The sequence below is a fragment of the Paenibacillus physcomitrellae genome, from assembly GCF_002240225.1.
In the GTDB taxonomy this organism is placed as follows: domain Bacteria; phylum Bacillota; class Bacilli; order Paenibacillales; family Paenibacillaceae; genus Fontibacillus; species Fontibacillus physcomitrellae.
The window spans coordinates 434931-447309 of sequence record NZ_CP022584.1; the positions used below are offsets into that span (position 1 = coordinate 434931).

Consider the following 12379-nt stretch of genomic DNA (forward strand, 5'->3'; position numbering starts at 1 on the left):
GAAAGCGGCGATTGGGGACGATTTTTGTCTCCGGTCGCCGCTTTTTTATGGCCTAAAGATAGGAATTTTATTGACTTTACAAAATACCTCGTGATACATTGTGAATATACGATATACACAATTTACGGAGGAGGTATGTTATGCTCGCGTTAGACATTCGGAAATTGCACAAAAAATACTCAGACTTTCAGATAAAAGACGTCTCATTTCAGTTGGAGAAGGGTTATATCATGGGGTTTATCGGTGCCAATGGCGCCGGGAAAACAACCACGATAAAATCGATCTTAAACCTGATTCAAATCGATAGCGGCGAGATCTACGTTTTTGGCAAGAATATGGCGGAGCACGAATTGGAACTGAAGCAGGAAATCGGGTGCGCCTTCGGTGATATTGATTTCTATACACGCAGCAAGATAAAAACGATGACCCAAATCACAAAGAAGTTCTATAAGAATTGGAATGACGAAACGTATTATAACTATTTGCAAAGATTCAAATTGGATGAAAACAAAAAAATTGCCGAATTGTCTACAGGAATGAGAGTCAAGTACAGCTTGGCCCTTGCTTTATCCCATGGCGCGAAGCTTCTCATCCTGGATGAACCGACAAGCGGACTCGACCCTGTTTCAAGAGACGATCTGCTCGATATCTTCCAGCAGCTTATCGTTGATGGCGAGATCAGCATTCTGTTCTCCACCCATATTACATCCGACTTGGAGAAATGTGCGGATTTTATAACCTTTATTGAGAATGGGCAAATCATCGCCAGCTCCGAGAAAAACGATTTTAAGGACTCCTATCGTTTGCTCAGCGGCAGCGAGGATCAGCTTAACGAGGTGAAGGAACAGTTGATTTCGTACAAAATAAACTCTTTCGGCTTTACCGGATTGATTCATACCAAAGACCTCGAGCCATTCTCAGAGCTAAAGGCAATCACGCCAAGTCTTGAGGAAATCATGATTTACTTCGCGAAAAAGGAGGATGTGCATGTATAATTTGGTGATGAAAGATTTGAAATTAGGCGTAAATCCCTGGTTCCTTGTATTGCCTTTATTTACGGGGGCCTTGATGTTTGTTCCCGGTTGGGTTTATTTTATCGTCCCGCTTTATTTCTGCTTCATAACGGTGCCGAATATGTTTGGCGGATTTAAAAGTCAGAACGACTTGGTGTTTAGTACAATTATGCCCGTGACCAAAAAAGACATCGTAAAAGCCAGAATCACCGTTGTTGTCATTCTGGAGCTCTTGCATCTGCTTGTTGCCATGATCTTCAGCCTGTTTACGCTTCGGTTATACCCGAATCTCACTTATTATTTCTTTGCGCCGCACACGGGGTTTTGGGGATTATGTTTCATCATGCTTGGGATCTTCAACATCGTATTTCTGCCCATGTATTACAAAACGGCCTATAAGTATGGAGCGGCAACCGTTGTATCCATTACGGCCGCCATCCTTTTTGCCGGAGCTGCCCAATGGGCCGGAATAAGCAGTCCGTGGATGAACGGTATTTTTTATGGCTCCGGTACAAATCATACGTTGCAGCAGCTCTCCATACTGGCCCTAGGCATTGTCATTTTTATTGCTTTCACTCTGATTGCTTACCGGATTGCGGTGAAACGATTCCTAAAAGTGGAGATATTATGAACGTAACGATTTTGAATACATCCGAGAAACCGATCTATCAGCAGATTTATGAACAGATCAGCGCTCAAATCCTGAAAGGCGAGTTGGAAAGCGGTTATTGCTTACCGCCCATTCGGCAGGCGGCGCTGGAGCTTAGAGTCAGCGTCATCACCGTAAAGAAAGCCTGGGAAGAACTCGAACGAATAGGTTTGATCAATACGGTAACGGGGAAAGGATGTTTTGTAGCAGAATTTACCGCGGAAGAGATGTCGCGAATACGCAGCGAAATGATTCTGAAGCAAATGGAAAGCGACGCCTTGTACTACAAATCCTTTGGCGTCACCCTGGATGAAATGATTGAGATGTTGAAGAAGATTTATTGACAGCTTGAGCGGCGATGAAGATTTTTAATATGTTGGTTGGATAACTTCAACAGGCTATTAAATGGGCGCCTTGTTTGCACCGTAGAAGCTGCAGTTCATAAGCAAAAGAAGGCCCCCGGTTCCGCTATTTGGCGGCTCCGAGGGCCTTCGCTGTATGGACACTCAGGCCTGCTTGGTTCTCAGCCGCTGCCCGCGTCTGGAGGACCAAAGGCGGAGCCCGGTCAGCAGGGCAGCGGCGGTGCTGATGCAGGCAGAGGTCATGAAGACGACATGCATGCCTGCAATAAAGATGTCCGGTTGCCCTGGAATCAGCCCGGTAACGCGGTGCCCCGCTTCCGAGCTCATCACGCCGAACAGGGTTGTGGTAGCTACCGTAATGCCCACCACCATCCCGACGTTTCGGATCAGGGAGTTGATGCTGCCAGCGATCCCAAGCTGAGTTTTGGGAATCCGCGACATGACCAGCGAGTTGTTCGGCGACTGAAAGACGCCGTTACCCAAGCCCAGCATGGCGATCCATAAGCCGACAAGCGCAATCGGGCTTCCTTCATGCAGATTAGCCAGGCCTACCTGTGCGATGACGGTTACGACCAGACCCACGAAGGTCAGCAGCTCGGAACCGATTTTGTCCGATAAGGCGCCGCTCAGCGGAGCTACGATCACCATCATGATCGGGAACAGCATCAGCAGGAACCCGGCATGAAACGGTGACAGGTTCAAGATGCTCTGCGCGTAAAAAGGCGCAATGATGTTGTAGCAGAAATTGCCCACGAAAACTAGAAATCCGCAGGTAATGCTTAAAGAAAACAACGGATTCTTAAACATGGTCAGCTGGAGCAGAGGATTTTCCTTCCGTGATTCGACCCAGAGAAAAACACCCAGAGTCACAACGGCCACAATCAAAGCCGCCACGATCTTCATATCTCCATAACCATATTGCTGACCCAGCAGCAGGCCGGAGAACAATGCCACTATAAATAAGGTAAACAAGAGACTGCCTTGGCTGTCGATTTTTACCTTCAGCTTCGTATAGTCCTTAGGCAGGACCCGGATTCCGAAGATAAAAGCAATAATTCCGATCGGCAGGTTGACCCAGAAAATATATTCCCAGCCCAGCGCCGAGATGATCACCCCACCCAGACTTGGACCGGCGATACTGCCCAGCGAAACAAAAGTGCCGACCAGGCCCAGTGCTCTGCCCCGTTCGGTGCTCGGGAAAATATCAGTAACAATTCCCTGGCTGTTCGCCATGGTCATCGAGGCTCCTACGGCCTGAATCAGGCGGGAGGCGATGAGGAAGGGGAGACTGTGGCTTAACCCGCATAAAGCGGAACCAATAATGAAGATCACCATTCCGATTTTGAAAATTTTGATTTTACCGATGATGTCTCCCAGTTTGCCGAAAAATAAAATCGCCGCGCAGATCGTCATCAGGTAGCTGGTGACCACCCATTCCGTTTGCGCTACCGGCAGGTTCAGCGTTTTGGAAATGACCGGAAGCGCGATGTTGACGATACTCCCGTCGAGCGTGGACATGAAGGTAAACAAATTCATGACGATCAGGATAATCCAGCGTCTTCTCTGTATGTTCGGATCGTCCTGATAAGTTTTCCTGGGGGCGGCTGCCGCTTGACTCATCAATGTAGACACCTCTATTCTCTAAAAAACTAGTTAGTTGCACCCGCAACTAACTTAACCTTTCTTAATGTACTCCGATTTTGTTGCGGACGCAACTGAATTAAGGTAAAATTCTCCTCAAACCGTTCAGCCAGATCGGCGTTCCAAAGGAAGGTGCCAATGGTGAAACAACCATCCATAGGGAAGCTCATTTCCCTGATCAGCCGGGTTAACCAAAGAAAGCTTGCCAGCCAGTTAAAAGCATTCGGTATCGGAAGCGGCGGCGCCCACAGCTATTTAAAAGCCATTCTCCAGCGTCCCGGGCAGAGTCAGGAGCAGCTTACCAGTGATTTAAAATTCGATAAAGCCACGACTACCCGCACGGTCAGACAGCTTGAAGAGGCCGGATATATCGAACGCAGGACCGACGAGAAGGACCGGCGCTCCATCCGGCTGTATCCGACGCAGAAGGGGAAGGAATTTGCCCCGACGCTTCAAGCTATTTTGGATGAATCGAACAGCCGGCTGACCCGGGATTTGACCGCGGCGGAGCAGCGCCAGTTTGTACAGCTTCTTCAGAAGGTATACGGCAGTCTGCTGGATCAAACCGAAGGCAAAGAATAAAGCCTCGGTGGACGTTTTGGAATTCCGCGTTGCTAATCCTAATATGAACCAAACCTTTCTTATAAATCCTTTAATGTGTTTAACCTCATAGCTAACTCCAAAACAGCCTTCCCAATCCGGGAGGCTATTTTGCCTGTTCTCTATGTATTTGACATTTAATTAGAAGATTAAGGCACAGTTTAGTAGAAAAATGGTTGTTCTTTCTGATAGATTCGTCGATGCCTCGCTAGATTCCTCGCATAAGATAAAGTGCAACAAGAAAAGGAGGAATGAAACATGGCTATTTTGTTACCGCTGCAAACGTTCGACATCGGCCCCGGTATCGGTAAATCTTATTTTGAGGATTTGCGCGGCGGCACCAACGCTACGGTTACCGTAAATAATGACGGGGCCGCCCCGATTGATCTTGTCTTGTTCCCGGTCAATTCTCCGGTGCTCACGTATACGATTCCGGCCGGAACCAGCCTGACCATTGGTGTCGGTTTGCTTCTCGTCGCAGCACTTCTGACCGGGCCGGCTGCAGGTACCTTTGGTACGATTCAGATTGTTGCTTCTGATTTCTAAACGATATGAGGCTTGTGGCGATCCCATATCCTAGGCGGGCGTGGGATCGTCTTCTTTTATTCGCCATAAATAAATCTCTCCAGAGTCTCGAGGGCCAAATGCATGTCCGGTTCCGAGTTGTCGAGCTCAAGGACACTGGATTCAGGTATTGGCCAGGCCAAACTGCGAGGGCCCAGTGAATGTCTGAATTCGTCCCAATGTGTCAACTTCCAGGCGTCAAGCGGAGAACGGCGAGCTTCTATTCTTGAGCGGTACAGGGATTCGTCCGCCAGTCTTACGAGAACGACTTTGACTTCTACCTCCGCCAGCGTCCGGCCGATGCGCTGGAGTTCATCTTCAATCCAGCTTTCCATTGCCGTCTCCTGGGTGAAGGGACCGACAACAAACACATCTGTATCCAGCACTACATTGTCCAGTGCCGCGTCCATGGTAATTCGGTAACCGAGATCACGGCATAGTTCTTTATAAGCCGAGGAGTCCCGGTCAGCCGGATCTAAACCCTTCATGCTCATGAGGGCGTTCGCCGCGGGTCTAAGCAGAACGTCCATATCAAAAAAAGCCGCCTTGCGGCGGGCGCAAAGCGCCTTGGCCAGCGATGTTTTTCCGGCGCCGGCAGGGCCCAGAAAAAATACCAGTTTGCTCATCTTCGTTACCTCCATCAGCTTGTCCTGATCATAGACTATTGCTTACCTATCATATTAAAAAAACAATTGACCAGCCAGATGCCGTTTTAATTTTTTCCATAATCATGGAACCTGGATAGGCATTCGCACATAAGATAAACCGACAAGGATCAGTCAGAAGGAGGAAACGTCTTGGCGGTTGTAAATGCAAATTCGGAAGACGTTAAGCTGCTGGCCCGCCTGATGCGGGCGGAAGCGGAAGGGGATCTTGATCCGGGCATGCTGATGGTCGGAAATGTAGGTATTAACCGCATTCTAGCCAACTGCCTGGATTTCAAGGGCATCCGGACCATGGACCAGATGGTATTCCAATCGCCCGGCGGATACGAATCAACACAGAAGGGCTATTTCTACCAGAGAGCCCGCGAAAGGGATATCCGTTTGGCACAGCGCGCGATCAACGGAGAAAGAACGTGGCCGGCCAGCAATGCTTTATGGTTTTTCCGTCCGGCTGGGGATTGTCCGGCAACCTGGTATAACCAGCAGAACGTCGGCAGATACAAAGCCCACTGCTTTTTTGCTCCGGCGGCAGGGGAATGTCCGGCAGTCTATTAAGCTTGTCCGGGCGATTCGCCGAAATGCATGTTTATTCATTGTTAACCATTTGATTTAAGGAGGAAATGTTCAATGTTTAACCCGAATTACCGCGCTTCCTATACGTTTGGAGGCACTCAGACGGCTATGCCTAACCAAGCAGCAGGTACTCAGGCTGCTATGCCTAACCAAATGGGAGGTACTCAGGCGGCTATGCCTATGCAGATGGGAGGCACCGGCACGCCGCCGTCGCTGAGCGGCAACCAGATGACTCAAGGAGGAGCGGTGGTTGTATCGCCTACACCTACTTACGAGCAGTCTTATATTGAGAACATTTTCCGCATGAACCTCGGCAAACTCGGCACCTTCTATATGACGTATGAGAACAACAGCCAATGGAATGCGAAAATTTTCCAAGGCATACTGGAAGCGGCTGGACGTGACCATATCATTATCAGCGACCCTAAAACTGGCCAGCGTATCGTAATGCTTATGGTGAATTTTGACTATGCCACTTTTGATCAACCGCTTAACTATACTTATCCGGGTGTGATCGGCAATCCGCCTACCGCAACAAGACGGGGCTAAAAGGCGTAAAATGACGAACCTTCTCCACATTTGGGGGAGGTTCTTCTGTTTTTACTGCATTTCTGTACTATAACGGGGTTTGACTGTGTAGTGTATAAATATATAATGAAGTTAAAGATTTATGAAAAAGTTGACACATCTTTTCTGAAAGGGGGTGGAACCATTGGGAAGTTGACGCTTAAGCCTGCTGTATTTTTTGCTTATGATCCATATTTTAATCCGCGAAGGAGGTGCTCCTACTCACCGCCTGCAGATGCGGGGGTAGGATTAAGGATTGAGTGACCCTTTACCGAGTCTTTTACATTTGGTATTCATTTTATTATTGGTGATTTTAAACGGTTTCTTTGTATCGGCCGAATATGCCATCGTCAAAATTCGAGGCGGCCGGATCGATACGCTTGTTGAAGAAGGAAGAAAAAATGCGGCTGCGGCCAGAAGCATTATCAACCATCTCGATGGTTACATGTCCGCCTGTCAGCTGGGGATTACTTTGGCCTCGCTTGGACTGGGCTGGGTCGGACAGCCGGTGGTGGCGTCCTTCTTGCAGCCTTTATTTGAAACGTTCGGCTGGAAGCAGGGCTGGGCGTACGGCATCTCTTTTATCATCGCCTTTCTCTTTATAGCCATTCTGCACATCGTGCTTGGCGAACTGGCACCCAAAACGATTGCGGTGCGCAAAGCCGAAGAAGTTACTTTGCTTTCGGCCAAACCGATGAAGGTTTTCTACAGAATCATGTACCCTTTAATTTGGGTCGTCAATGGTCTTGCCAATAGGCTGCTGGGCCTTCTTCATATCAGACCCGCCAGCGAGCAGGACTATTTGCATACCGAGGAAGAAATCCGGATTATGATGAAGGAAAGCAGCGAAAGCGGTTTGATCGACAGCGCTGAAATGAAGCTGGTTGACAACATCTTTGATTTCGCGGCGACAACGGCGCGGGAGATTATGATCCCTCGTACGGAAATGATCTGTTTGTACATGAATAATTCGCTGCAGGACAATATCGATATCGCTGTGGGCGGCATGCGGACGCGTTATCCTTTGTGCGATACGGACAAAGACCACATTATCGGTTTTATCCATATCAAGGATATGATCCGTTCGGATTGCAGTGATCTCAGGGAGCTGCTTCGTCCCATACTGGCAGTGCCTGAATCGATATCGATCAGCGATCTAATGAAACGCATGCAGAAAAGCAAAACGCAAATCGCAATCCTGATTGATGAATATGGCGGAACATCGGGACTTGTTACGCTGGAAGACATCATGGAGCAAATTGTAGGCGAAATTCAGGATGAGTTTGACGAGGAACGTCCGGGTATTGAGCAAATCGAAGACGACGTTTATTCGATTGACGGGTTGATGCTGATTGATTCGATCAACGACCGGTTCAATCTGGAGATGGATTCAGAGGACTATGATACGATTGGCGGCTGGCTGTATGCGCGCATCGAGGTTCTCCCGCCGAAAGTGGGGCAGAGCGCCGAATTTGGCGGCTACCTGTTTACGGTTGAGGAGACAGACAACAAGAGAATTTCGCGCGTCAGACTGCTCAAACAGCAGTTTATTCCGCTTGAAGAAGCGGGCGCTTGATGAAATAGAAGAAAGTAAGCAAGGATGCAAGGAAGTAAGAAACAAAGTAAGTAAGCAAGGAAAGCAGTAGAAAAAGGGAAGAGCGCGGCGATAGGCCGCGTTTTTTCATGGTCTTTTAACTATATGTAGAGATTTCTATAGGGACTTTAGTATAATAAAGGGAAATGGAGAGGAGTGTAAAGCTGTGAACGAAGTTCTGAATGTAGATCTGCAATTTAAACCGAAATTTGAATTTATAAGCAGCTTACATAGCTATATTTGCCGGAAATCACACCGGAAAATCGACCTCACTCCCCATTGGGCCGAGGAGATCAAGCAGCGGATAACGCCTGACTTCGCCGCAATGCTGGACGAGTTGGAGATTAACGCCGACTGGAAGCTGGCCTATCTGCTGATTGTCATGTCCGAGCATACGGACACTCCGCAAGACGTGATCGCCTGGCTGGAGGGACTGACGCCGGGCAACCTGTACGAATGGTTTGCTCCTTATGGCGGTCAGTTCCCGGAACATATGGGGAATTTCCAATCCCAAATGATTAAGGTATTTACCGAATGGAACCGTCAATATTTTGAGGCGTGTAGTCCGGCCGTCCATGAGGCCCTTGAGCAGCATCTGGCTGAACGGACGGCCGAACGAACGAAGATGAATACGGCAGAATTTATTGATGATACGACGGGCGGATTTGTTTTTGAGTCTACGGGCGGGGCGGATACGCTGCTTCTGGTGCCGCAATATCACTTTCAGCCTGTCAATTTGATCTACCATTTTGGTTCCATTCTGTTCTGCCATTATACCTCGCGGATCGATCTCAACGATGAGGATTTTATGTCTATGCATGATTATCGGGTTCTCCGAAGCCTTGCGGAGAAAAGCCGCCTGAAGATTCTGCGTTATTTGCAGAACGGTCCCAAACCTTTTATCGAAATTGTTCGCGAATTGAAATTGTCGAAAGGCATTACTCATGACCATATTTCCAAGCTGCGCAGTGCCGGATTGATTTATGCTCATTTTCAGGGCGAGAACTTGACCAGCTACAGCACTCGGATGAAGGGACTGGCTCAGATGCAGGACAAGCTGGTGGACTTTATCACGCAATAACAACGGAATAACACTTTTCCGATTCGTCCGTTCCTTCCATGAAGGAGCGGGCTTTTTTTGTGCGATTAAGCTGATTTTGGCCGGCAGCTTCTATACGAAATTGCATTTTTTCCCTTATGATTCTGCGAAAGAAGAAAACTGAAAAAGTTCTCTCTTTACAGAACCGCCCGACTTACTTATAATAAGGTCAGCAAGCCTAAAGCACACTGATTTTATCGGAATTATAATCATTAGCTACATAGAAAGTCTCTCCCTGTGCTGTAGGCCTAGATAAATTAAATAAGAAGGGTAAGAGTGATATGAGAAAAAGTACGATTTTGTTAGCTTCATTAATGCTTGCCGGATCGATTCTGCTGTCCGCATGCTCCAGCAATAACGAGGCTTCTAACGCTTCGAACGCCGGCTCTAATGCAGTCGCAAGCAATTCCGGAAGCAATTCGTCTTCGAACGCCGCAGGCGTGCAGGGCGACGATCTGTCCATCGAGGCGAGCGATATGACCAAACTGCCGCAGCTTGCCCAGAACCGTACGGATACCATCATTGTAGGACTTACAGATCCAAGCGGATCGTTTACGCCATATTTCCAACAAAGCGGTTATGACGGCAACGTTTCTTCTCTGCTTTATACACCGCTGGTTACCCAGGACGAAAAAGGACTGCCTAAAGCAGGTCTGGCCGAGAAATGGGAGGTTTCCGAAGATCAGCTGACTTATACCTATCATCTACGCAAGGATCTGAAATTCACCGATGGTTCGCCGCTGACGGCAGACGATGTGGCTTTTACCTGGACGATTCTCAATGATCCTTCCTATGACGGGGACTCGCTGATTCCTTCGATCGGAATCAAGGGAGCAGCCGACTACAAAGCCGGGAAAGCAACAACGATCTCCGGGATCAAGGTGATTGATCCGCAGACGGTCTCGGTTACATTGGAGAAACCGAACGCAACCGCTCTGGAGCTGCTGGGCTCGGATGTGCTGTCCAAAGCCTATTACGGCAAAGACTACAAATACGGTAACCTTAATTATATGAAAGACTTGTCCTCGAAACCGCTCGGCACAGGCCCTTATAAATTAGAGAAGTTTATTCCGGGTCAAGAAGTCCGGATGGTTGCCAACGAAAACTATTTTGCAGGCAAACCAAAGACAGAGCATTTCATTTATAAAACCTCTGACGGCGATACCTGGCAGTACCTTGAAACCGGCGAAGTCGACTATGCTTCCTTCAGTGCTACTCAGGAGAACATCGACAAGCTGAAAAGCATGGGTTTTGTCAACCTCGCGACTTATACACCAAGCAACTACGGCTACCTGCAGGTTAACCTGGAGCATTCGCAAATGAGCGACAAAAATGTCCGTCAGGCTATCGCTTATGGTCTTGATCGTCAGAGCATCTATGTAGATGCCAACCAAGGCGCAGGTTCTGTTGCGAACATCCCGGCAGCCGCCATTTCCTGGTCTTATACGGAAGACGGCATCAACCCGTACAAATACGATCCGGACAAAGCCAACCAGCTGCTGGATGAAGCCGGCTGGACTGTAGGCTCTGACGGTATCCGTGAGAAAGACGGCAAGAAGCTGACGGTTCATTTCCTTGGTTTCAAGAACGCGCAGAATGATATCTTTATCTCGCTAGCTACCGAGAACTTCAAAGCAATCGGCATCGACTTCCAGCCGGAAATTTTCGCTGACTTTAACGCAATGGTAGCCAAAGTCGAAGGCGGAGATTACGATCTGGCCGCGTTCTCCACTTCGCTGCTGAACGATCCTTCCGACGGCGTCGCTCAATTTGTGGACGGTGAACTGAAAGGCTATGACAACCCGCAGGTGAAAGAGCTTTACAACAAAGCTTTGGCCACAAGCGACATCGAAGAGCGAAAGACGATTTATGCCGAGCTGTATAAACTGTTGAACGACGAGCTTCCGGTTATTTTCACGAACTATAAGAAACAAGTTTACGCGTACAACGGACGCATCGAGAACTTTAAGATGGATCCGATCCTTGGACTTTCTCCAAACGTAAACAATTGGACTCTGAAATAATCAATATGCGGACATCCCCTGCGCCTGTTTCTGGTGTGGGGGATGCCTTATCATAAGGAGCCGATCATGAGTAGTTATCTTACGAAACGTATTACGTATATGATATTGATTTTACTTGCGGCCTCGCTGCTCATTTTTTGCCTGTATGCCTTCACACCTGGTGATTTCATCAGCGGCAATATGAAGCTTAGTCCTGAACGCAAAGCGGAGCTTAGAGAGATTTACGGACTGAACAAACCGGTTCTGGAGCGGTACATCATCTGGATGAAAAATGCCTTCCACGGCGACTTCGGATATTCCCTGGCTCAGCAAAGACCGGTCCTCACTTTGTTTAACGATTACATCTGGAATTCGTTCCTGCTTGCGGTCGTCTCTACTTTCTTCACCTGGTTTATCGCGGTTGTCATCGGCGTTGTCGCTGCTTACAAGCTGTATTCCTGGTTTGATTCGTTGATCATGGTATTAATCTTCGCCTGTATGTCTTTGCCTTCGTTCTTTATCGGGCTGCTGCTGATCAAGATGCTTGCGGTTGACCTAAAATGGCTGCCTCCGGGCGGCATGATTACGACAGGCAGCAATGCGACAGGGATGGCTTATGTCTCGGAGGTTATTCATCATATGACGCTTCCGGTTATCGTTATGACGCTGCTTGGGCTCGGCTCCCTGACCCGTTACTTTAGAAGCAATATGATTGATGTCATTCAGCAGGATTATATCCGGACAGCGCGGGCCAAAGGGCTGAAAGAACGCAAGGTACTGTTTGTTCATGCTTTGCGCAACGCGTTGCTTCCGGCCATTACGCTGATTGGCTTCGAGCTTCCGGGACTGTTCGGGGGTTCCCTGATTATTGAAAAAATCTTCAACTGGCCCGGAATCGGCCAATTGTACATGTCGTCTTTCTCCACCCGCGATTATCCGCTGCTGATGGGATTTACGATGCTGATCGCGATTTTGACGGTGATCGGAACCCTGTTGTCGGATCTGCTGTACAAAATAGCCGACCCGCGCGTGAAATTATAAGGAGGTAG

13 protein-coding genes are annotated in these 12379 nt (G+C 48.4%); 11 read left to right on the forward strand and 2 right to left on the reverse strand.

Features of this window, described 5'->3' with window-relative positions:
* Nucleotides 1-140 precede the first annotated feature (140 nt).
* The 3 genes from CBE73_RS01990 to CBE73_RS02000 are packed head-to-tail and all read left to right on the forward strand — an operon-like array spanning nucleotide 141 to nucleotide 2006.
* On the forward strand, nucleotides 141-995 hold the full coding sequence (locus tag CBE73_RS01990) for an ABC transporter ATP-binding protein (RefSeq protein ID WP_094092773.1): 855 nt from the start codon (nucleotides 141-143) through the stop codon (nucleotides 993-995).
* Nucleotides 988-1644: an ABC-2 transporter permease gene (locus CBE73_RS01995; RefSeq protein WP_094092774.1), complete on the forward strand. Its 657-nt coding sequence runs from the start codon at nucleotides 988-990 to the stop codon at nucleotides 1642-1644. Before CBE73_RS01990 ends, CBE73_RS01995 begins: the two co-directional genes overlap by 8 nt.
* Nucleotides 1641-2006 carry a GntR family transcriptional regulator gene (locus CBE73_RS02000; protein ID WP_094092775.1) on the forward strand — a complete coding sequence of 122 codons (366 nt, stop codon included), beginning with the start codon at nucleotides 1641-1643 and terminating at the stop codon, nucleotides 2004-2006. The genes CBE73_RS01995 and CBE73_RS02000 overlap by 4 nt, the downstream gene beginning before the upstream one ends.
* A gap of 162 nt (nucleotides 2007-2168) precedes the next feature.
* Here the strand turns inward: CBE73_RS02000 and CBE73_RS02005 are convergent, their stop codons facing one another.
* Complete coding sequence (locus CBE73_RS02005; protein ID WP_094092776.1) at nucleotides 2169-3644, reverse strand: MFS transporter; 1476 nt, start codon at nucleotides 3642-3644, stop codon at nucleotides 2169-2171.
* 162 nt (nucleotides 3645-3806) lie between these two features.
* Between CBE73_RS02005 and CBE73_RS02010 the strand changes: the two genes are divergently transcribed.
* Nucleotides 3807-4247, forward strand: coding sequence for a MarR family winged helix-turn-helix transcriptional regulator (locus CBE73_RS02010; RefSeq protein ID WP_373286397.1), 441 nt, complete (start codon nucleotides 3807-3809; stop codon nucleotides 4245-4247).
* A gap of 276 nt (nucleotides 4248-4523) precedes the next feature.
* Complete coding sequence (locus tag CBE73_RS02015; RefSeq protein WP_094092778.1) at nucleotides 4524-4811, forward strand: hypothetical protein; 288 nt, start codon at nucleotides 4524-4526, stop codon at nucleotides 4809-4811.
* A 56-nt stretch (nucleotides 4812-4867) separates the two neighbouring features.
* Here CBE73_RS02015 and CBE73_RS02020 read toward each other — a convergent pair whose 3' ends face one another.
* The gene (locus tag CBE73_RS02020) at nucleotides 4868-5455 is read right to left on the reverse strand and encodes a P-loop nucleotide/nucleoside kinase family protein (protein ID WP_094092779.1); all 588 of its coding nucleotides are present in this window, start codon (nucleotides 5453-5455) and stop codon (nucleotides 4868-4870) included.
* A gap of 171 nt (nucleotides 5456-5626) precedes the next feature.
* Here CBE73_RS02020 and CBE73_RS02025 point away from each other — a divergent pair, with 171 nt between their 5' ends.
* From CBE73_RS02025 to CBE73_RS02050, 6 genes are all read left to right on the forward strand, one after another.
* Nucleotides 5627-6049 carry a cell wall hydrolase gene (locus tag CBE73_RS02025; protein ID WP_094092780.1) on the forward strand — a complete coding sequence of 141 codons (423 nt, stop codon included), beginning with the start codon at nucleotides 5627-5629 and terminating at the stop codon, nucleotides 6047-6049.
* 72 nt (nucleotides 6050-6121) lie between these two features.
* Nucleotides 6122-6616: a spore coat protein GerQ gene (gerQ, locus tag CBE73_RS02030; protein WP_174704643.1), complete on the forward strand. Its 495-nt coding sequence runs from the start codon at nucleotides 6122-6124 to the stop codon at nucleotides 6614-6616.
* 274 nt (nucleotides 6617-6890) lie between these two features.
* Complete coding sequence (locus CBE73_RS02035) at nucleotides 6891-8210, forward strand: hemolysin family protein (RefSeq protein WP_094092781.1); 1320 nt, start codon at nucleotides 6891-6893, stop codon at nucleotides 8208-8210.
* A 184-nt stretch (nucleotides 8211-8394) separates the two neighbouring features.
* Nucleotides 8395-9309 carry a winged helix-turn-helix domain-containing protein gene (locus CBE73_RS02040; RefSeq protein WP_094092782.1) on the forward strand — a complete coding sequence of 305 codons (915 nt, stop codon included), beginning with the start codon at nucleotides 8395-8397 and terminating at the stop codon, nucleotides 9307-9309.
* A gap of 299 nt (nucleotides 9310-9608) precedes the next feature.
* Complete coding sequence (locus CBE73_RS02045; RefSeq protein ID WP_094092783.1) at nucleotides 9609-11351, forward strand: ABC transporter substrate-binding protein; 1743 nt, start codon at nucleotides 9609-9611, stop codon at nucleotides 11349-11351.
* 66 nt (nucleotides 11352-11417) lie between these two features.
* Nucleotides 11418-12371: an ABC transporter permease gene (locus CBE73_RS02050; RefSeq protein ID WP_094096077.1), complete on the forward strand. Its 954-nt coding sequence runs from the start codon at nucleotides 11418-11420 to the stop codon at nucleotides 12369-12371.
* Nucleotides 12372-12379: the final 8 nt, after the last annotated feature.

Bases quoted from the DNA above. Each gene is read 5' to 3' on its own strand.
- CBE73_RS01990 (WP_094092773.1), top strand. From the start codon at position 141: ATGCTCGCGTTAGACATTCGGAAATTGCACAAAAAATACTCAGACTTT.
- CBE73_RS01995 (WP_094092774.1), top strand. From the start codon at position 988: ATGTATAATTTGGTGATGAAAGATTTGAAATTAGGCGTAAATCCCTGG.
- CBE73_RS02000 (WP_094092775.1), top strand. From the start codon at position 1,641: ATGAACGTAACGATTTTGAATACATCCGAGAAACCGATCTATCAGCAG.
- CBE73_RS02005 (WP_094092776.1), bottom strand. From the start codon at position 3,644: ATGAGTCAAGCGGCAGCCGCCCCCAGGAAAACTTATCAGGACGATCCG.
- CBE73_RS02015 (WP_094092778.1), top strand. From the start codon at position 4,524: ATGGCTATTTTGTTACCGCTGCAAACGTTCGACATCGGCCCCGGTATC.
- CBE73_RS02020 (WP_094092779.1), bottom strand. From the start codon at position 5,455: ATGAGCAAACTGGTATTTTTTCTGGGCCCTGCCGGCGCCGGAAAAACA.
- gerQ (WP_174704643.1), top strand. From the start codon at position 6,122: ATGTTTAACCCGAATTACCGCGCTTCCTATACGTTTGGAGGCACTCAG.
- CBE73_RS02045 (WP_094092783.1), top strand. From the start codon at position 9,609: ATGAGAAAAAGTACGATTTTGTTAGCTTCATTAATGCTTGCCGGATCG.
- CBE73_RS02050 (WP_094096077.1), top strand. From the start codon at position 11,418: ATGAGTAGTTATCTTACGAAACGTATTACGTATATGATATTGATTTTA.